Annotated in this window: 16 protein-coding genes, 1 tRNA gene and 1 pseudogene; 1 reads left to right on the forward strand and 17 read right to left on the reverse strand. The window is 43.1% G+C overall.

The window, feature by feature from the left end:
- Positions 1–13 precede the first annotated feature (13 nt).
- The 8 genes and pseudogenes from hslO to spoIIE form a co-directional block, all read right to left on the reverse strand.
- Entirely contained in the window at positions 14–895 is an 882-nt protein-coding gene (gene hslO / locus AOX59_RS13125; RefSeq protein WP_068446182.1) for an Hsp33 family molecular chaperone HslO, read from the reverse strand.
- 57 nt (positions 896–952) lie between these two features.
- Positions 953–1,734 (reverse strand): annotated as a pseudogene (locus tag AOX59_RS13130) (type III pantothenate kinase).
- A gap of 648 nt (positions 1,735–2,382) precedes the next feature.
- Entirely contained in the window at positions 2,383–4,443 is a 2,061-nt protein-coding gene (ftsH, locus tag AOX59_RS13135; RefSeq protein WP_068446184.1) for an ATP-dependent zinc metalloprotease FtsH, read from the reverse strand.
- A 183-nt stretch (positions 4,444–4,626) separates the two neighbouring features.
- On the reverse strand, positions 4,627–5,169 hold the full coding sequence (gene hpt, locus AOX59_RS13140) for a hypoxanthine phosphoribosyltransferase (protein WP_068446186.1): 543 nt from the start codon (positions 5,167–5,169) through the stop codon (positions 4,627–4,629).
- The gene (gene tilS / locus AOX59_RS13145; RefSeq protein ID WP_068448341.1) at positions 5,153–6,562 is read right to left on the reverse strand and encodes a tRNA lysidine(34) synthetase TilS; all 1,410 of its coding nucleotides are present in this window, start codon (positions 6,560–6,562) and stop codon (positions 5,153–5,155) included. Before tilS ends, hpt begins: the two co-directional genes overlap by 17 nt.
- 288 nt (positions 6,563–6,850) lie before the next feature.
- Positions 6,851–7,780, reverse strand: a complete 930-nt coding sequence (locus tag AOX59_RS13150; RefSeq protein ID WP_156418700.1) for a protein kinase domain-containing protein — start codon at positions 7,778–7,780, stop codon at positions 6,851–6,853.
- Positions 7,749–8,489, reverse strand: coding sequence for a vWA domain-containing protein (locus AOX59_RS13155; RefSeq protein ID WP_068446190.1), 741 nt, complete (start codon positions 8,487–8,489; stop codon positions 7,749–7,751). The genes AOX59_RS13150 and AOX59_RS13155 overlap by 32 nt, the downstream gene beginning before the upstream one ends.
- A 167-nt stretch (positions 8,490–8,656) precedes the next feature.
- Entirely contained in the window at positions 8,657–11,107 is a 2,451-nt protein-coding gene (gene spoIIE / locus AOX59_RS13160; protein WP_068446193.1) for a stage II sporulation protein E, read from the reverse strand.
- 322 nt (positions 11,108–11,429) lie between these two features.
- Between spoIIE and AOX59_RS13165 the strand changes: the two genes are divergently transcribed.
- A tRNA-Met gene (locus AOX59_RS13165) sits at positions 11,430–11,503 on the forward strand.
- A 426-nt stretch (positions 11,504–11,929) separates the two neighbouring features.
- Here AOX59_RS13165 and AOX59_RS13170 read toward each other — a convergent pair.
- The 9 genes from AOX59_RS13170 to mfd all read right to left on the reverse strand — a co-directional run bounded on the left by AOX59_RS13170 (position 11,930) and on the right by mfd (position 21,590).
- Positions 11,930–12,313, reverse strand: coding sequence for a S1 domain-containing RNA-binding protein (locus AOX59_RS13170; protein WP_068446194.1), 384 nt, complete (start codon positions 12,311–12,313; stop codon positions 11,930–11,932).
- A gap of 74 nt (positions 12,314–12,387) precedes the next feature.
- The gene (locus AOX59_RS13175) at positions 12,388–12,768 is read right to left on the reverse strand and encodes an FtsB family cell division protein (protein WP_156418701.1); all 381 of its coding nucleotides are present in this window, start codon (positions 12,766–12,768) and stop codon (positions 12,388–12,390) included.
- A gap of 5 nt (positions 12,769–12,773) precedes the next feature.
- A complete protein-coding gene (gene yabQ, locus AOX59_RS13180; RefSeq protein WP_068446196.1) occupies positions 12,774–13,373 on the reverse strand; it encodes a spore cortex biosynthesis protein YabQ in 600 nt (199 codons plus the stop codon).
- Entirely contained in the window at positions 13,370–13,669 is a 300-nt protein-coding gene (gene yabP, locus AOX59_RS13185; RefSeq protein ID WP_068446198.1) for a sporulation protein YabP, read from the reverse strand. The genes yabQ and yabP overlap by 4 nt, the downstream gene beginning before the upstream one ends.
- 55 nt (positions 13,670–13,724) lie before the next feature.
- Entirely contained in the window at positions 13,725–13,982 is a 258-nt protein-coding gene (locus AOX59_RS13190) for an RNA-binding S4 domain-containing protein (protein WP_068448345.1), read from the reverse strand.
- Positions 13,983–13,988: 6 nt separating this feature from the next.
- Positions 13,989–15,440, reverse strand: coding sequence for a bifunctional methyltransferase/pyrophosphohydrolase YabN (gene yabN, locus AOX59_RS13195; RefSeq protein WP_068446200.1), 1,452 nt, complete (start codon positions 15,438–15,440; stop codon positions 13,989–13,991).
- On the reverse strand, positions 15,440–17,059 hold the full coding sequence (locus tag AOX59_RS13200) for a putative polysaccharide biosynthesis protein (RefSeq protein ID WP_237049265.1): 1,620 nt from the start codon (positions 17,057–17,059) through the stop codon (positions 15,440–15,442). The genes yabN and AOX59_RS13200 overlap by 1 nt, the downstream gene beginning before the upstream one ends.
- 279 nt (positions 17,060–17,338) lie before the next feature.
- Positions 17,339–17,875, reverse strand: coding sequence for a stage V sporulation protein T (gene spoVT, locus AOX59_RS13205; protein WP_068446202.1), 537 nt, complete (start codon positions 17,873–17,875; stop codon positions 17,339–17,341).
- A 184-nt stretch (positions 17,876–18,059) separates the two neighbouring features.
- A complete protein-coding gene (mfd, locus tag AOX59_RS13210; protein ID WP_068446204.1) occupies positions 18,060–21,590 on the reverse strand; it encodes a transcription-repair coupling factor in 3,531 nt (1,176 codons plus the stop codon).
- Positions 21,591–21,602: the final 12 nt, after the last annotated feature.

Genomic DNA, 21,602 nt, shown 5'->3' on the forward strand with positions numbered 1-21,602 from the left:
CCGCTCCTTTCCATTAGTTTTCGGCAGATGCTTTAAGTGTTTCCAGTTCTTCTTCCGTTAAATGATAAACTTCATTACAGAAATGGCATGTCGCTTCTGCACTGTGATCTTCATCAATCATGTTCTGGATCTCTTCGCTTCCGAGCCCAAGGATAGACCGTTCGACACGTTCTTTGGAACATTTGCATTGAAAGCGCACGGGCAGGCGTGCATGAATCGTGACTTCTTCTTCACCAAACAGCCGCTCCAGCATTTGCTCCGGTGAATTGCCTTCTCTGACCAGGGTCGAAATCGCCGGGAATGACTGTATTTTTTCTTCAAGACGTTCAATCACTTCTTCATCAGCACCGGGCATTACTTGAATGATAAATCCGCCGGCAGCCAAAATGCTGTGATCAGAATTTACTAACACACCCGCTCCAACTGCTGAAGGTGTCTGTTCCGAGTTGGCAAAATAATAGGTGAAATCCTCTCCAACTTCTCCGGAAATAATCGGGACCTGCCCTGTAAAATGATCTTTTAATCCTAAATCTTTAACCACACTAAGCGTCCCCTCCATACCAACTGCCCTTGCAACGTCCAGTTTGCCTTGTGTATTTAAATCAAAGTCAACGTGTGGGTTTGTGACATAGCCGCGCACATCACCGGTGGCATCACTGTCAGCGATGATCGCGCCAATCGGGCCATTTCCCTCCAGTTTAACTGTCAGTGAGTCATCGCCTTTTAGCATTGCCCCCATCATCGCACTGACTGTAATGGTTCTGCCAAGGGCAGCTGAGGCAGTCGCCCAGGTGTCCTGTCTTCTTTGCGCTTCTTCGACTGTATTTGTCGAATTGATCGCATAGGCACGGACCACTCCGCCGAATGTCGTTGCTTTTACCAAATAATCTTTCATCTTAACATTTCATCTCCTTGTAAAAGATGCTCAATAATACCATTTGGACACTTAATGTTACGAATCTCTCAGCTGCTTATTCTTTTTGTGAATCAGGTGAAGTCCCTTTAACGTCAATATCTTATCAGCGTAATCAATCGTTTCAGAGGCCTCAGTAAATAGTGACGCCAATCCGCCGGTAGCTATGACTGTTGGATCGGCTCCCATTTCCTGCTTCATCCGATTGACTGTACCATCCACCTGTGAAACATATCCATAGAAAACGCCAGACTGCATCGCTTCAACTGTTGATTTTCCTATAACATTACCGGGGGTTGAATCTCAATTTTAGGCAGTTTCGAAGCCTTGCTATTGAGTGCTTCCATTGATATCAAAATGCCAGGAGCAATCAAACCGCCATAATAAGCTTTCTCATTATTAATATAACAGTAGGTCGTTGCCGTTCCAAAATCAATAATAATTAACGGCGCCCCGTATTCCTCAATTGCACCAACCGCGTTTACTATCCTGTCAGCACCAATTTCCTCAGGGTTCGGATACACCATGTTCAAATGAGAATTGACGGAGGATTTTCCAATGACCATTGGCTGCAAATGAAAATATTTTGTGCACATTTTTTCCAAAGAAAACATCATTGGGGGCACAACAGAGGAAATAATGACATCGTCAATATCCGAAAACGAAATGCCTTCATGTTCTAATAATGACTTAATAAGAACAGCAAACTCATCCTCGGTTTTATACCGGTCTGTTTTAATGCGCCATTCATGGACTAATGTATCGTCTTTAAAAACACCAAGAACGGTGTTTGTATTTCCGGCATCAAGCACAAAAAGCATTTATGACCAAACCTTCCTATACCTTTTCTATCTTTTTACTATAGCATAAAACGATGCTTGGAAAGAACAAGAAAAACTTGAATTCAACAGTTCTTTTTTATTAAAGGCTGTTGCTTTTGACACAAAATCCATAAACTCCGGAATAAAGTCTCGTTTGATTATATAGGGAAGCTTCCTGACGACGCAGCTCAGAATTTCTCAGCTTTTGAGTGGGCTCACCACGAGCCTCCTCGTTCGCAAAAACCGCTCACTGTGGGGTCTCTTTGGCTCGCTGTCCCACAGGAGTCTCACATATTTCAGCTGCTGGTGTGAATGGTTATTAACATTTATTTTCCTATATAAACAAATAAAACTGCGGTGAGCCATTTCCAGCGCAGGCAATATACGAAGACTCAGGTCAGAACAGTCACGTGTCCGAAGACCCCGCAAGAAAGCGGTCTTTGCTTTCTGAGGAGGCTGAGGCCGTGCCCATGGGAAGCGGGTTTTATTGCCGAAGCGCATTTAAGCACTTAACGATAATCAGAATGGGAGAATTTTCACTGTGTCGCAGTTTACATCAACAGCGAAGGACTAAAGCAAGTCCAAATTTACGAAAAGAGACATACAAAAAGCCTCTCATTTCCATGAGAGGCTTTTTGCTTATACGAATCAGTCTTTCTTTTCATCCGAGTCAGAAGGTTTATCTTGATTATTTTCGTCTTCTTCTTGGTCGTCTTGTTCCTCTTCTTCTTGTCTGCGCTTTTCTTCGGCCTTTGACTTGGCATCTTCATATGATTTAGGCTCAGCTTCTTCACCTTGCTTGGATTGGATGTTAACTTTTACATCTTCATCCTGTTTTTCTGAATCCGTTGTTCCAGCCGCTGGGCTGTCATCTTCTTCAGGCTCAGGAAGCACACCATCTTCAAACAGTGACTTAATCTGTCCCTTATCAAGTGTTTCAATTTCAAGTAAGGTTTGAGCCATTAATTCAAGTTTATCTTTATTCTCGGTAAGAATTTGCTTGGCACGATCATAGCAATAATTGATGAAGTTTTGCATTTCCTGATCAATTTCATATGCAATCGTGTCACTGTAATTCTGTTCGTTCTGAATGTCCCGGCCAAGGAAAACTTCTCCGCCGCCGCTTGTGAACTGCAGCGGACCAATCTTATCACTCATACCGTATTCGGTAATCATCTTACGTACAATGTTAGTTGCCTGCTGGAAGTCATTATGGGCGCCGGTACTCACTTCGCCAAACATAACTTCTTCAGCTACACGGCCGCCCAATAAACCAGTAATCTTATCGAACAATTCAGGCTTTGTAATGAACGAGCGGTCTTCTTTCGGCAGCATGACAGCATAACCGCCAGCCTGCCCACGCGGGATAATCGTTACTTTATGAACTTCATCCGCATTCTCCAGAACCTTACCGATAATGGTATGGCCGCTTTCGTGGTGGGCAACGATGTTACGTTCTTTCTCGGAAATGACCTTGCTTTTCTTAGCAGGGCCGACGATAACCCGGTCAATCGCTTCATCGACATCCACCATATCGATTTTTTCCTTATCAAAGCGTGCAGCTACAAGGGCTGCTTCATTCAACAGGTTTTCCAGATCAGCACCGGAAAAGCCTGGTGTACGCATCGCAACTGTTTTAAGATCTACTGAATCATCCAATGGTTTATCTCTTGCATGAACCTTCAGTACTTCCTGACGTCCTTTAACATCCGGACGGTTAACTGTTATCTGACGGTCAAAACGTCCCGGTCTTAACAAGGCCGGGTCAAGAATATCCGGACGGTTGGTTGCCGCAATGATAATTATGCCTTCATTGACACCAAAGCCGTCCATTTCAACGAGCAATTGGTTCAATGTCTGTTCACGTTCATCATGACCGCCGCCGAGACCGGCACCACGCTGACGTCCGACAGCATCAATTTCATCAATGAATATGATACACGGTGCATTTTTCTTGGCATTTTCAAATAAATCACGTACACGGGATGCACCGACACCTACAAACATCTCAACAAAGTCAGAACCGCTGATTGAGAAGAATGGCGTTCCTGCTTCCCCTGCCACAGCACGGGCAAGCAATGTTTTACCTGTCCCTGGAGGCCCTACCAAGAGAACCCCTTTAGGGATACGTGCTCCGACTGATGCGAACTTGCGCGGATCTTTCAGAAAATCAACAACTTCCACGAGTTCCTGCTTTTCCTCATCTGCTCCGGCTACATCTTTAAACCGGACTTTTTCCTTATTCGTTTCTTCTGAGTACATTTTTGCTTTATTCTTGCCAAAGTTCATCACACGGCCGCCACCGCCGCCTTGTGCCTGGCTCAGAATAAAGAAGAAAAACAGTCCTAATATAAGAAATGGAATAATCGTCGTCAGAAATGTAACCCAGCCGCTTGGTTGCTCCTCTTCTGCTACATTAAGTGTAGCTTGCTCCTGAGCTTGCTCAGTAACCTGCGTGACAATATCTGTCGTATCAGGAACCTGAGCTACAAACTCTTCACCGCCGCTTAAACTTCCGGTGATACGCATGATGCCGTTAGCCGGCTGCATCGTCATTTCATCGATTTCTCCACTGTTTAATTGATTCATGAATTGCTGGACATCATATTGTTCTCTCTCTTGATTCTGTCCATTGAATACTCCTATGACGCCAATGACGACTAAGAATATTAATAAATAAAATATGACATTACGAAATATCCGATTCATTCCTTACCTCCTCCCAAGCGGGAAAAACTACAAATAATAGTACCATATTAAAAAGAACAAACACAACTAATTGTACTTACCTTTTCAAGGTTAACAGCATTCGTGATGCGGCATTTATATGTTTCACGCCTCAACAGAAATATATGACGTTTTTGTGACGTTATATCACTTTCTCCATTAAGTTTATTTCCCACTGTAAATTTCCGGCTTAAGCACGCCAATATAAGGTAAGTTCCGGTATTTTTCCTGATAATCCAACCCGTAGCCAACAACAAATTCATTGGGTACTTCAAAGCCGGCGATATCTGCTTTTATATGCGATGTCCGGCCGGTTGGTTTATCAAGCAGCGTAACAATTTTGATGGAATTCGCTTTTCGATATTTAAATAAATCCACCAAATAGCTTAATGTCAGGCCACTGTCAATAATATCCTCAATAATCAGTAAATCACGGCCTTCAACCTTTGTGTCCAAGTCTTTTTCAATCTTTACTTCACCTGAAGAACGCATTTGGCCCCCGTAGCTTGATACGTCCATAAAATCCATTTCCAGGTGTGTATTGATATGCCGCAAGATATCTGACATAAACGGCAGCGCCCCTTTTAAAACACCGATCGCCAAAGGGAACTTTCCGTCATAGTCGTTGGTGAGCTGCTCACCAAGCTCTGCACATTTGGCAGCAATGTCATCTTCAGAAATCAATACCTTTTCAATATCGTTGTGCATGCTTTTCCTCCATCCCGTACTTTAATTGAATATAATTCCCGTTTTCAGCCTTTCCGGGCGGCCAACCCTTTTTCAAACCAGGCAACCATAAGATGTCACCATTATTATCAGTTATGACCGGCCATTTATCCCTTTCATTTAATGGGATTTTTGCATCGATAAAAATGTCCTTCACTTTTTTGCTGCCATTTAACCCTTTCCATCTCATGCGATCCCCTGCTTTGCGGGTTCTGATATGCAGCGGGAGTGCGATCGCATCTTCACGGCAGACATAAACCTTTTCCCCCTGTAAGTCAGGCTCGCTGATAATATCCGAGATAATGACCATGCCGTTAGCCAGCACAGTTTTTCCGGGGAGATCCATGACCCTATGATATGAAGAGGATTGTATCTGATCGTTCAAAAAGTAAAATGACATGGTCTGATATGATTTTTCAAGCTTTAAACGATCTGGAAAATCAATTTCAATGTGACCATGATCAGTTTCCAGGACTTTAAAAAATTGATCCTCATGTACATACGAAATAGTCTCCGAAGTTTCATTGTACAGATAATTCAATATTAGATGAAAGCAACGTCTTTGTAAAGAACGCGGAAAAGCCTTAAATGTATTGATTTGAAAAGAGACGTCCGTTTTCGAATCACCGAAAACGATAACCTGTTTTGCCATCTTTATCGCTTCCTGCTGCAGAAACGCCTCATCTTCCTGAAGTGACCCACTTAAGTGCTGAAGTGTTCGGTGTAAATTCTGATTCTTTTCTTTTAATAAGGGAAGTATATTGTGCCGAAAATCGTTCCGTGTGTATATGTCTTCCTCATTTGACGGATCTCTTCTGGGGGTAATGCCATGGTCGTTGCAATAGCGTTCAATCGTTTCCTTCGTGACACATAACAATGGTCTAACGATTTGTCCTGATGCAAAATCGCGTTTCAATGGAATCCCCGCCAATGACTTGGCGGTGGCTGAGCGGGCAAAGCTCATCAGCATTGTTTCTGCCTGGTCATCACCGTGATGTCCAAGCGCAAGATAATCCGCTTTGTATGTATTCATCTGTTCAGCAAAAAATTGATAACGAAGCTCTCTGGCGGCAACCTGGGTTCCCAGATGTCTCTCATGTTTATAAGCCGGCACATCCAATGAGGTGCTGATAAATTCAACATCCCTACTCCAGCACATTTCTCTGACATACTCAACGTCTTCCAGTGACGCATCTCCACGCAGCTGATGATCAACTGAGACAACGATCAGGCGCAAGTTCCAAACACTCCTGATACGCCAAAAAAAATGAAGCAGCGCCATGGAATCAGGACCGCCTGAGACCGCGATTAAGACATTTGAGTTTTCTTTTATCAGCTGATGACGATTAATGAATGCGCGTACTGTATTTTCCATCGGAATTCCTTTCTGTCCAATTGCGAGTTCAAAGGAGGATAAAAAAGACCGAGAAGTTTGAGGCGGCGCAGTTTCGAGCACAGAAAAACTTCTCCGAATTTACATCGCACGAAGGAAAAGCGTACTTCTTTTCCAAGGAGCGGAGAAACAAGCCAACTAGTAACACCGACGTGTCATTTTTACCGGACTTTTTGAACTACCTCTTCAAGGAAAAAAATTCCCCAACATCATGCCTTTTATTCTACCACAATTTCACCATATGACAAAGTGTCATCATCCAAAAACGCATTATGGAATAAACAAGGAAAAAACGTAATAGCAAAGTGCCACAAACGCCGTCCCGGCAACCTCTGACAAAAGTGATACGCCTGTCGGAAGGTTTGAACGTCTTTTTGACCAGTCTTGGCCGCGAACTTTCTTAATTTTGTGTAATAGCTCATGTCGCATGTCTGAGGCTGATTGATAGTTGCCTATAAGCGCTTTTTTCAGACAATCTCTGTATAAGCGCAGCTGTTTTGTGTCATTAAGCTTTTTAAATAACGTGGTTTTTGGGTTTGAGCCTTTTTCAAACCGTTTTGGATAATATATATTTAAAATAACCATTACGAATGCAAACAAATCATAGCCCGGTTCTGCCCGTCTTGACCCAAGTCCCCAATAGCCACGGTCATAAAATTCGGTATATTCTTTGATCGCTCTGCCCATTTGTGTTGTGCCGCCGACATCGATGAAGCGTACTTTCGGAGGATGTGAAAGTACGACCAGGTTTTCTGGCTTAAAATCACCAAAAACCCAGCCCGCTTGATGCAAATGCGCAAGGTCATCAAGCAATTGCAGCATGAAGATACCGATCCATTCATGGCCATGCCGGCTGATAAAACTGCGCATGGACTCTCCTTCCAGATATTCCATCACGTAGAAGGTAAACTTATTATGACGTGAAACTTCCCAGTCATCAACATCCAGCAAAAAAGGACCAAGACGGCTGCCTTGGACCTTCGCAAGTGATTTTAAAACGTTCACTTCCACTGTCATAGATGTATTGTTTTCACTAATCTTCAAGGCTGCATATTTACCATTTCGTTCACATAAATAGACAGTGCCAACTGCACCGCTGCCCAGCTTTCGTTTGATCACATAACGATGCTGATGCCATTTACCAGTCACGACAGTTCCCGGTCTTATGCTAATGCCCTGTTTCTTCCATGCCTGGTCCATCTTCATCCCTCATGTTTTCCAATAAGCCTTTTTTGCCAAATTGATAAATAGCTTCGCGAATGGCCGGTCCCGTTGGTGTAATTCCTCCGCTTGTCAATTTTGGAAAAATCGTTGAAATCGAATCAAGTTTAGGAGACCAATCCAATACGTTGTCAATATCTTTACGCTTTCCCGGGAAACTGAAAATAGAAAATCGGTTGCGGCCAATGCGGGCATTTAAACTGATCGACAAATCAATCAATGCTTCTTTAACAGTCGGAAGCTTATCATACATGCTTGCACTTGTATCTGTCAGCACCAGTACTTCCAAATCGCATGTCTCGCCCATGTCTTCCACAACTTCCATAATTTCGCCTCGTTTTTCCGGTTCAATTTCTTCCAGGCTCTGTTCAGGGCCAAGAATTTGTTTCAGTTCCTGGTTGACAAAGCCTTGTAACGTTTGTGTCATTGCCTGTTTGGTAACGGTTTGGACAGTTTCTGCAAGTGCCTGTTTATAAACAAGCTGACTGATGCCGCCCCCGGAGGAAGCAATGTCTTCAACTTCCTGTAAGCCATCCGGGCTTTCTGTCTGATCATCCTCAAGAATTCCAATGACATTTACGGTCATCCCTTGCTGCATTGCAAGGGCAGCCGTTACGGCAGGATCTTCACCTTTATTTGAACAGCCGTCCGTTATCAGCAATATCTGTTTTAATGTCCCTTTTTTCACCTGACATTCCTCCCTTACATCCACTACCATTCTCGCCATAAAGTCTGGACAATATACACGGAAGATTGGAAGCAACCACGCAAAAAAAACAGCCGGATACCGCTGAATAGCGGCACCACGTCCTGCTTGATTTTGTATTGCTTTATGAATGGTCACAAAAGGGAGCATTACTGTGCTTTGTCTGTATAAATAGGAATCGATGTCCATTGCGGTGCGTTTTTAATCACTTTGGCCACAGCGACGGTCATGTCGTCTTCAATTAGCCCGCTTCTTGTCCGGACGACCTCTTCCAATATTAAATCAGCTATTTCCTGCGGGTCATCGGTCTGCATATTGCGGATTTTTCGTTTCAGCCACATATCAATATTTTCAACATGTTTGGGCCCGTCCAAAATGCCATCACTCATCATGATTAAAATATCTTCTGATTTCAATTGGTCTCCAACAATATCCACATCAAACTCCTGAATGATTCCCATTGGCAAATTGCTCGCTTCGATCTTAATAATCTCATCGCCACGTTTAATCAGGCTTGGTGTTGAGCCAATCTTCAGAAATTTAATAGCTGCATTATGCAGGTTAATCACTGCAAGATCCAATGTTGCATACATTTCATCAGTTGTCCTCAGCGACAGAATGGAGTTGATTGATTTGATGGCAACGCTTTCAGGAATCCCCGTCTGCAGAATCTGCTGGAGTAATCTCAGCGTTTCCTCACTTTCTTCATTTGCACGGCTGCCATTGCCCATTCCATCACTGATAGCCATCGCATATTTGCCTTCCCCCAGTTCAATCGTCCGATAGCTGTCTCCTGAAACCAGACCGCCTCCTTTAGCTGCGTTGGCGATGCCGATATCGACAACATACTCTTTTGCCGAACCAAACACCAATTGACAGTAACCATTTGGAAAAGGGGATACTTCTTCTTTTTTCACGATAATCATTTCATTTAGAATATCGGATAAAACCGGCGCTATCAGTTTTTCACCTTCCCCGCGGTAATCATAAAAAGACAGTGTCATCTCAATATCGACATTTCCTTTTTCCAGCCTGTAAATGTCAAGTTTCTCCAGTACAATCCCCATATTTTTCAATGTATTCATAATTTGCATTTCCTGTTTTTCATGATGCTCGCGTTCCTTGAGTATCTCATTGGCAAAATCATCCATGACTTCCGATACACCCTGCAATTGATCTGATACGAACCGTTTACTTTCCACCACCTGTTTCTTCAGCTTCTTATTGGCTTCGAAAAAGGAAATTTCCTCTCGCATTACATCGAGAACTTTCCGCGATTTGACACAATGATTTTCGAAATCTCGTAACGATTTGCGGTTTGGCTCATTCCCTTCAGACAAATCTTCCTTTAAATCATCCATCAGGGAGTAGGTTTTATCAAATTGCTGTTGCCAGCATCGCTCTTTCATAAAACAGGACTGGCATGTCTTTTCGGTAACCTGGCTGAGGAAGTAGTCGGTTTCGCGTCTGGCATTCACACCGTCTTCTTTCATATCTTCTGCCGAGGAGAAACTTTTCGATAAAGCTTCAAACACACCGGAAAACTGTTCAACCCGTTTGGCTGTCACATTCCGGACTTTTTGCAAATACTGTTCCTGTTCATGCGTATGTTCCTCGGTTCCGGGAATATAGCGTGATAATTTTTTGATCCAACCAGACGGTGTCAGCAAAAACAAAGCAATCGCAATTGATGTTTCTGTAAATGATGGTACGATGCTTGCCGCATCAGCATAGATGGCAACCAAAAACGTTCCAACTAAAAGACCGAAACTGACCCCGACTTTATTGCCTTCTTTAAGCAGACCACCAAGCAGCCCGGAAAATGCAAGCAGACTCATTTGATACAGATTGGCCACATCGGCAAGCGACAATATAAGCCCCGCAACAACACCGACAGTTGAGCCTATTGCCGCACCGCCCACAAAAGCGAGCAGCAAGACAAAATACCGGGAAAAAACCTGTTCAATCGAGGCATTATATAACTCCCAGCCGATAGTGCCTGTGAGAATGGAGGCAATCAGTATAATCAGACATACAATTTCTTCATTTTTTAATGTGGGTTTGAAACGTTGAGGTGATAATAATGGAATGCTTTGCATAAAGATTAATACCAGGACAGTTCCCAAGACACCCTCAACGAGTAAAAGCATCCACTCATATGACGAAAGCTGCCCCCATATTGAATACATAAAAATCCTGGGTGATACGGTTGATAAAAATACAAACAGCGGTATGAGTAGGTGCTGTTTTTCAGCATTTTTAAATAGCCCGGCCAATAAAACGAACGAGATCATGGCAAGCACTATAAAAGCCCCATGTGTTACAGAGAAACTCAACGCCCCGACAAGTGCAGCCAGCATAACTTTAGGGGCCTTGTCCCTATGTATCATCCATATAGCTGCCAGAAAGGCGACAGCAAATGGTGAAACGACTGATAGTATAATAGCCCGTCCAAGTAAAAAGCCGACAAGAAAAAAAAGCCATCCTTTTTCAAATAGCAATGTTTTTATCTGTGCTGATAAGTGCCTACGATATTTTTTCAGTGTACCTTTTTTCTGCACGAGTGTTTTGGATTCCACTCCTGGAACTGAATTAATCATACTGTACCACTCCCTCTTGAAAAACATTAAAACATATGATGCATTGTTTTTTTGTCAAAATAACAGGGCGAGTCCAAAAAATCGTTCGACTGGTTTCTAAGTGGACAAGCGATTTTCTACATCCGGTTCCGTATTCTGTTTACTAATGTACCTTTTTGTATATAAGGCTCAATAAGGCTCTTTTCCGTAAATTTTGCTCCTCTTTAACTCTCGCAGTTTTTACGGATTTTGCGGCAAAAGCCACCTTTTAGAAAAAGCTGATAAAATTTTTCGTTGACACAAATGCCTATCGTGTTGTATTATATTTTTTGTGACTAATTTTGGCGGTGTAGCTCAGCTGGCGAGAGCGTACGGTTCATACCCGTAAGGTCGGGGGTTCGATCCCCTCCGCCGCTATTAAGAGATAAAAGAAATCGGCTTTTACCGATTTCTTTTTTTATATCCAATTTTCCTCTGTAAACACAAAAAACAGGTGCAGCGATTTAACGCGGGCACCTGTTTTTTTATGCAGTCAAACCCGCACTTCAAAGCCTGCAAAATAAAACTAAGAAGGATATGTGCGGGATGTGTATTGCCATTAATATCCGATTCTGTTAGGACCTGCACGGTGCAGGCCATTCTATTGGGGAATTTATTAGAGGTTGTTCAAAAAGTCCGGTAAAAATGACACTTCGGTGTTTCTAGTTGGCTTGCTTTTCCGTTCCTCACGTATTAAATGCATACGTTCCGGTACCGGGAGCTTCGCCGCCTCGAACTTCTCGGTCCTTTTTATCCTCCTTTTTGAACACGCACTATTATCAATTTTTCATAGACAGCAAACTGCTATCCTCTTTTAGCACCTCGACCTCCGCGTTTGGATTCCGTGTGCTTCTTCAAAGAGGCCAGACGTTCATCGGAGTCTTTGAGAAATTTGTTCATTTTCGACTCAAACGATTCTGAACGTTGACGATTATTCCGCTGACGTGGCGGCTTATCCTTCGCTTTCTTGATGGAAAGACCAATCTTGCCATCCTTTTCGACATTAATCACTTTGACAGTGACCTCGTCACCGACACTTAAGTGCTCATTAATGTCTTTTACATAATTATCGGCAACCTCACTAATGTGGACAAGCCCTGTCTTGCCTTCCTCAATTTCAACAAATGCCCCAAAATTAGTGATGCCGGTTACCTTTCCCTGCAGCTTGCTGCCTACTTCGATTGACATAAAAAAAGTGCTCCTCCTTAGATTTTTAAAAAAGTATACTTCTTATATATTATAGCCAGTATTGTAAAAGTGTGTCAATAAGAGGGCTCTTCTTCAGGAATATTAAAAATTAACTCGCCTTCTTTTGAGAAAAAATAGTTCGTCCGGGCAATATCCAACACATATTCCTCATCATTAAGCAAACTAATTTCTTCCTTCAGATTCTTTTCCTTTTGTTCCAGTGTCGCCATCTCATTTTGAAGCTCTTCGTACTGCTCCTCTTTTTCCGCATGAAGGGCACGCTGGTTGAAATGATAGACAGTCAAACTGCCAAAAACGATCGCCGCTGCAATAGAAAATAAAACAAGACGGCGCATGAGACGCTGTTTTTTTCTTTTTTGTCGTTCTATGTAAGCATCATATTGCTGCATATAATTTGAGTCTAATCGCTCCACATTTTTCTTCTTGAACGGCACTGATTCTACCTCCTTTTAGAATAGCGATCGGTTAGCCATTTCTTACATTTATTCTTTATTGTACTATAAAATCCTGCAACTTTGTGTACTTTTTTTTGAATTGTTTCAGGAAATATCCGAAAAGTCCGCCTAAGAAGCCACAAAACCGGGGTAAATATAATGATAACGATATAGCGGGTCAAATTCCACAACAATTTTGCAGTAAAAACCACGATGGCAATAACCATCTGAAGGATAAACTTTAGCGGTTTTATTATGACATTTATAAATAAATTTTCCATAAAGCGGTAAACAGCTGCTATAACCCGGATAATATGTTCCATTAGCTGTCTATAGACATTCGCTGCCAATGCCTTATACATGGAAAATCCTAATAAAAGAGCGAGAAATACATAAAAACGCAGTTCACCGCTGTTTGCCCGAAATAACACATAATATAACAGCAATGTCTGGGTTAGCCAGAAACTGATTTCCATGAAGTATTTCAGAACCACACGCTGACGCCAGTAAATCGCAAGACGTCTGAATGTATCCAATGCCAACCCGAGATAAAACCCTCCGGCCGTCATGGAAATCATCGTTATAAACTGTACACTCAGCGTCATTTGAATAGCTTGCTAAAGAATCCTTTAGCCTTCTCCTGGTAATGTTCATCAACATAGGAGAGCTCGTACACTTTGCCTTGAATTGTGACGAGACCTTCATGAACATCTAAATTTTTCAATTGCAAGTTCTGCCCGCGGATAATCAAATAGCCCATCTGTGTCTCAAGCAGAAATTCTTCATTGTCAAAACTGTCAACTTCCTTAACACCGGTTATCTCCAGATCTTTCCGGTTATCGATTTTAACAGTGTGGTTTACCTCCGTCCGGTTAATGGGCGGTTGTTCATAATGATTCATTCACTTCACCCTCCTTGTCACTATTACTTTATGACAGGAGGGACAAGTGTAGAACCTAATTCACTTTCTCTTCATTGATCACCTTGTATAAGTTTTCCGCTTCACCTTTTTTTGTGGTGTCTTTTAAAGATGTCACTTCAAGTGTCAAAACTTTCTGGGCAAACTGAATCACTAATTCATCGCCAACCGTCAATACCGTTGATGCCTTTGCAGGGCTGCCATTAACAATAATGCGCCCCTGGCCGGCCACCTCTTTTGCCAATGTCCGGCGCTTGATGAGCCGGGAGACTTTAAGAAATTTATCAAGACGCAATTTCAATCACTCATTTCTTTTTGCTTGATTCCAGTACGCATCCATCTCGTCCAGACTGACTTCTCTGATATCTTTTCCTTGTTCTTGCAGATTCGTTTCAATATAGGAAAACCTCGACAGAAACTTTTCATTTGTCCGGCTGAGAGCAATTTCCGGATTTATTTTATAATACCGTGATATGTTGGCTAACACAAATAATACATCACCCAGTTCTTTTTCAAGTTCAGACAACGATTTTGAACTGATGGCCTCCTGTACTTCCTCCAATTCCTCCTGAAACTTGTGCCATATATCTTGACTATCATCCCAGCCAAATCCGACTTTGGCTGCTTTTTTCTGCAGCTTAAAAGCTTTTGCAAGTGCCGGGAGACCAGCCGGAACACCGTCAAGCACAGAGGTGCGCTGATCCCCTTTTTCCTCCTGCTTCAGGGTGTCCCACGTTTTGTAAACAGCTTCAACTGTTTCAGCCGATTGATCTTTAAATACATGCGGGTGCCGGTGGATCATTTTGTCGGTAATCGAACGGATGACATCATCTATTGTAAAATACCCGTCATCTTCGCCAATCTGACTGTGCAGCATCACCTGCAGCAGTATATCACCCAATTCTTCTACAATCCCATCATCGTCCTTCGAATCAATTGCTTCAATCAATTCATAGACTTCTTCAATTGCATACTCGCGTAATGTCTCATGAGTCTGAGCACGATCCCAAGGGCATCCATCCGGTGCTCTTAGCGCGCTAATCACCTGACGAAGTTTTGCAAATGTATGATGGAGCACCTCCTCCGGTGCAGGGGGGACATAAACAGAAACCAGATTGTTAACTCCGGAAAACTTATGATCCAATTCTTCCAGATTCACTTCAGTAATTTTCTCCCGCCTGCTTCCGGCTGCCTCTGCAATTATTACCGGGTAATCCGGCGGCAAGTCTTCCAGAAGCGTCAATTTAATATCAGAGGCAATAAACTGATCATACACCTGACAGAATACAATATGATGCCCGTAATTGAGCTGGCTTCGCCTGAATCCGGTTCCATCCACAAATTGAAAGCCATCAATCGGATCGATTTTGAGGGAGGTAAAAAGTGCATCAAGGTAGCTTTGCCCGCCAATAATCTCAACCGGCACCTCGTCCTGGTCCAATAATAGCTGGATCGTTTGTTCCGCCATCATCGGATGACCAGGAACAGCATAAACGATCTTGTGATGACGGGCTTTTTCCATGAGTGTATCTGTAATCTGCTGATACACATCCGCAAATTGCGCACGTGACTCATAGATCTCATCAAACGCTCGGAACGAAACACCTTCCTCCTCCAGTTGCTCAATGGCCGGATGATCAGCCGTACGCACATATAACGCACTTGTACCGCTGATTAATTTTTTATAAATGCCTAGTGATAATTGGTCCAGATCACCGGAGCCAAGTCCGATAACCTCGATTGTATAACCCATTAATGATCCCTCGCTTTATGAATTCGAATCAAAACGCCGGCAAAAGGAAGCATGAACAATTCTTCTTCTTTAAAAGCCTTCAGACGCAGCAGCAGTATTAAATATATGATTGCCCCCATAATCGCTGTGCACATGACATAAACCAATAAACCCGTTCTCGAGGTGATGGTTCCTGTGACATAATCTGCAGCCGCTAAAAAGCTGACCATTCCCGCCGCTGACAGGACAAAAGCAGACCAGTTCATATGCTTCCCGAGGTGAAGCACAGGCAGCTTCTGTCTTAATTGCATGACGGTCAAGCAAGTAAAGACAGCTAAACTGAGAACCGTCGCCACAGCACTGCCGCCGATTCCCCAGAAAGGTACCAGCATTTGATTGGCAATCCATTTCAGAAAAAAAGTGGCTCCGATAAAAACGGCTGTCCGTTTCATATAACCCAGTCCCTGAAGAATGGAAGCGGCAGTTATACCGATGGAACTGAGAAACACAGACACCGCCAATATTCTGAGCGGTCCTGTCCCATCTTCATCCAGGAAGAGCAGTCGGTTGGTTTCCGGGAAAATCGAAATTAAGCCGACAGTCGCACCAGCCGCCAAATAGAAACTGATTAATATAGCACTGCGAATAGAACGCGTAAGGGCGGCGGGACGTTGCTTTAATTTTTCAGCCGATATTACCGGAATCAATGCTAAGGCAAACGATGACCCCAATACAGTACCAAACTGGACTAGCGGCTGACCGCGGTCAAAGACCCCTTTAGCCTTCATTGCCTCATCTTTATCGAGTCCATACGCCTGCAGTGACGGAATCAGTGTGAACGTATCGGCAAATTGAATAATGATTAACACCATGTGATTTAAAGCCGCAGCAATTCCCAAAATGAACAATGTTCTCACGTAATATTGCCAGGGAATTATAAATCTTCCTTCTGCAGCCGGCTGATAGCGCCGGAAGAAAAATAGCAGAATGACAATGGCACTCACTGCACCGGCAAATGCAGCTGCTGCGGCTGCTTGTCCAATTGTATAGATATTTGCCTGATTTAAATATATCCAGACAGCAGCTGCTATAATCAGTGTTACCCGCGTCAGCTGCTCACCTATTTGGGAATAGGCTGTCGGCTGCATAAGCTGTCTTCCCTGAAACATCCCGCGCATCAAAGCGGAAAATGGAATCAGCAAAAAGATAAATGCAACCAGTTTATATGTGAGTGTTAAATCAGGATCCCCTACCCATACTGCTAAATTATCCGCATTGAAAAACAGAAACAAACAGACACTGCCGCATATAATGACCAGCAGCAGAAAAACAGGTATGTAAAAGTTTCGTAGCGAAAGACCTTTGCCTTGATCTCCCATTTCAGCCGTCATCTTTGAGATAGCGGCAGGGAAACCATATAATGCCAGCATCAGAGCGATGCCCAGGAACGGATAGACCTGCTGATAAACATAAAACCCCATATCGCCTGTCAGGTTCTGCAACGGAATCCGATAACCTGCACTTAACAGCTTGCTGATGAGTCCCGCCAATGTCAGTAATAAAGCACCTTTTACCAATTGATTGTTCTCGCTTTCTTTCATCATAAACGCCTTTCTGCGCTGAACCGATTTTTCATCCATTATAGCACAGTGATAAAGCGAAACTTCAATCAACGGAATTGTTCTTCATTCCGTTGATTGTTAGTTGAGCAGAATCGGGCATGTATGGACAGTTAGCCGCCGACCTTTGACGGATTACTGTCCATTACATGCGGGACAAACTAAGATCCCAATTATATTGGCAAAAGTACAGGCTCAATTGTAAAAGAGCCGAAACAAAAAGTGCCATCGTTAACAATGACACTTTCCAATAACTATAGATATAGTGTATAAATCAACAGTTCCTTAAAGCTTTTCTGGTTATTCCATTTGCTTAGCCAGGAAGCTTGAAGCTGTCTGGATCGATTTTTGCTCGACTTCACTTAATTTATTGCCATCTTTGGAGAAAAGCATCACACAGCCAATTGGGTCGCCGTTAGCAATAATCGGGCTGATGCAATATGAATCAAGCTGTTCCTCCTGACCCTGAATAAGCTCTGATTCGGTCTGTTCCGTTTCATAAGTCATCGTTCGTTCTTCCATGGTCTTTTCCGGCTGAGAACCAATACTCTTGTTTAAATAATCTTTTTTGGATTCCCCGGCGACCGCAATAATCTCATCACGGTCACAAATGAGAACCGGATAATTGAGGGAATCAAATAATGCCTCAGCATACTCTTTAGCAAAAGAACTCAGCTCATTTATTGGAGAATATTTTTTTAAAATAACTTCCCCTTCACGGTCAACAAAAATTTCTAAAGGATCACCCTCGCGGATACGCAGCGTTCGTCTTATTTCTTTTGGGATAACAACTCTTCCTAAATCATCAATGCGTCGTACAATACCTGTTGCTTTCATCTTTAGGGAGCCTCACTTTCTAAGATGATTATACCTGGTGTATGTAAATTTTTGGTTTCCTCCTATAGAAAAAAACACCAGTTGTGGGTTTAGTATTAATCATCTTGTAAGAACTATACATATGTTAACATAACTTGATCTGCATGCCGTTTTCTCTGTTCTAATGAGGCTCTTTTTTTGTTATCTAACCTGCTGTTTCCCGGTCAACTTGGGATAATTGGCTGATAAAGTTTTCGAGTACTTCATACCGCTGATGCTTGGTGTTTTTTGACCATTTAACCAGCACCTTCAATTTTTTACCTTCTGTTCCAAGCTGTATTTCCCGCCCGAACTGATTGGCTAGTTCAAATAATTTCGATCCGTCCACTTCCTGACTGCGATGAGTGCTCACAAGTATTTCTATTTTACCTGCTTTTTCGCTGATTGATTCAACACGTTCTTGTTTAGCAAGCCGTTTGAGGGATGAAACAGTAAACAAATTCCCCACTTCTTCCGGATAATCACCGAAACGGTCGATCAGCTCATCCTTAAGTTCTAAGATATCATCCTCTGAAGCGATTGCTTGAAACTGTTTGTAAATATCAATCTTTTGTTTTTCATCGTCAATATATGAATCCGGAATATAAGCATCAGTCGACAGTGACAATTCCGGCTCAAACGTTTCAATTTCATCAAGCTGTTTGCCTGATTGTCGGGCTTCAATAGCGTCTTTGAGCATTTGCGAATACATGTCAAAACCGACTGAATCAATGAAGCCGTGCTGCTGGGCACCAAGCAAATCCCCAGTACCGCGGATGGACAAGTCGCGCATAGCAATTTTGAAGCCGGATCCCAGTTCCGTGAATTCCTTAATCGCCTCGAGCCGTTTTTCCGCGACTTCACTCAGCACTTTATCTTTTTGATAAGTGAAATAAGCATAGGCAACCCGATTGGAACGGCCGACTCTTCCCCTTAACTGATAAAGCTGACTGAGCCCCATTCGATCAGCCTGATTGACAATTAATGTATTGACGTTTGGAATATCAACACCTGTTTCAATAATTGTCGTACTGACCAAAACATCATACTCCCCTTCTAAAAAGGCAAAAACGATATTCTCTAATTCGGTTTCATTCATCTGACCATGGGCGACAGCTATACGCGCGTCTCCAACAAGCATGCCAAGATCTCTGGCTATTTTATCAATATTGTCCACCCGGTTATGGAGGAAGAAAACCTGTCCTCCCCGCGCCATCTCACGCTCAATGGCTTCCCTTACAAAAACCGGATTATACTCCATGACGTACGTCTGAATCGGAAAACGGTTTTCCGGAGGTGTTTCGATGATCGACAGGTCCCGAACACCGAGCATCGACATATGCAGTGTTCTTGGAATTGGTGTAGCTGTCAAAGTCAGAACGTCAACATTTGATTTCAGCTGTTTAATCTTCTCCTTATGCTTAACACCGAACCGCTGCTCCTCATCCACGACGAGAAGGCCCAAATCACGATAAGTCACATCCTTTGACAATAGACGGTGTGTTCCAATTACAATGTCGACTTTTCCTTTTCGGATGCCTTCAATGGTTTCTTTTTGCTGGCTTCGCGTGCGGAATCGGCTCAGCATACTGATCGTGACAGCCTGGTCCTGAAACCTTTCCTGGATGGTTTCATAGTGCTGCTGAGCGAGGATAGTTGTCGGAACCAGAATAGCCACTTGTTTGCCATCGGCTACAGCTTTAAAAGCAGCCCTGATCGCCACTTCCGTCTTCCCGTAGCCAACATCACCACAAAGCAAGCGATCCATTGGGCGCTCCATTTCCATGTCTGCTTTGATCTCAGCAATACAACGCTCCTGGTCCTCGGTTTCTTCATATGGAAAAGCCGCTTCAAACTCTTCCTGCAGCTCTGTTCCTTTAGTAAAGGCATAACCTTGCCTTGCCTGACGCTCAGCATAGAGCTCAATCAGATCATCTGCAATATCTTCCACATTGGACTGGACTTTCCGTTTGACTTTTGCCCATTCACTGCCGCCCAATTTATAAAGTTTTGGCTCTTTTCCCTCGGAAGCCACAAACTTCTGAACGAGATCGATCTGGTCAATTGGTACGTATAATTTATCATCACCGGAGTATTTAATCAGCATAAAATCTTTATGCAGACCATTCATTTCAAGTGTTTCAATGCCTAAATATTTTCCGATGCCGTGATGGGCATGAACTACGAAGTCGCCCACTTTTAATTCCTGATAATTTTTAATCCGTTCAGCATTTGATATCTTTTGTTTTTTACGCGGTCTTTTTGTTTTCTTTTTAAACAGTTCATTTTCAGTAATCAGCACGAGTTTATGCATCGGAAATTCAATGCCATTGCTGACTTCACCGACTGTTATCGTCGGTCTTTTTACTGGCAATTCGAGTTCGCTGATTACATCTGCTTCAATTCCATAATCCATGAAAATCGAGTGAATTTTTTCAGCCCGTTGTTCATTCGGAGCCAGGACCACGACTGAAAAATCGCTCTTTTCCCAGCGTTTAAGCTCATTCTGAAACAAATTCATCTGCCCATGGAATTCCTGCATCGTCCGGGTCGATAAATTAATGATATTTTGGGGTTGGGTATTCGGAATATGCCGCAAAAAGACGGACATATAAACGCGTTGTGGTGTGATATTATCCCATACGGTGTTCCAATCAAATGAGAAATGGCTGCCCCGGACCATTTTATTTGCTTCCAAAAGTGTGCTGTACCATTCTGACTCTTCTGCATCAAGACTTGTTGCCGTTTCCTGGATTCTGCTCATTTCATCAAGAATGACCAGACCATTTGCGGGCAAATAATCTAGCAGACTAGCAGGCTCATCATAAAGAAAGCCAATATATTTATACAATTCCTGGAAATGCTCAAGATTCTTTAACCGCTCGATATCATATTCGATGGACTCGGCGAGCGTTTCTTTCGCTTCCGGATCTTTCAATTTTTTCAGTGATTCAGCCAATGCCGCCTCCAGACGCTGAGCAGCTCTCAATCTGTCTTCATCCGTCAACAGCATTTCTGTTGCGGGGTCAACCCTAATAGCCTGCTGTTTCTCTAATGATCGCTGGCTTTCAGCATCAAAGTGACGAATGGAGTCAATTTCGTCATCAAATAATTCGATGCGTACCGGATGCGTTTCGGTCACCGGATAGATATCAATAATACCTCCGCGGCGGCTGAATTCCCCTGGAGTTGAAACCATTGAGACATGTTCGTATCCCATATCGACCAGGCGCGACAAGTACACTTCGACATCGACTTCTTCACCTGTCTGAAAATCCAGCTGATATTTCTTCCAGTAATTAGTCGGCGGCAGTATTCGCTTCAAAGCTGCGACAGGGGCGATCAATATGCCTGAATCTTTTTGTGACCACTCTGTCAATGCCTCAATCCGCTGGGCTTTCAGTTCCGGACTGGCTATCGCGATTTCTGATGCGATCAGTTCATTGACCGGATACAGATGAATATGATCCTCACCTATAAATGTTGACAGGTCATCATAGAGCTGCTGTGCTTGGACAAGATGATGCGTTACAAGCAAAACTGGCCTTTTTAAAGATTCATCCAAAACAGACACAAAAAGGCTTCTGGCAGATCCTGATAGCCCTGCCACAAGCTGTTCATTCATACCATTTGATATGCCGTCTATGACTGATGACACATCTTCATTCGACCGTAAAAAATCATGTATTCCGTTCATTTTCCCCCACCT

The sequence above is a fragment of the Lentibacillus amyloliquefaciens genome (assembly GCF_001307805.1).
Taxonomy (GTDB): domain Bacteria; phylum Bacillota; class Bacilli; order Bacillales; family Amphibacillaceae; genus Lentibacillus; species Lentibacillus amyloliquefaciens.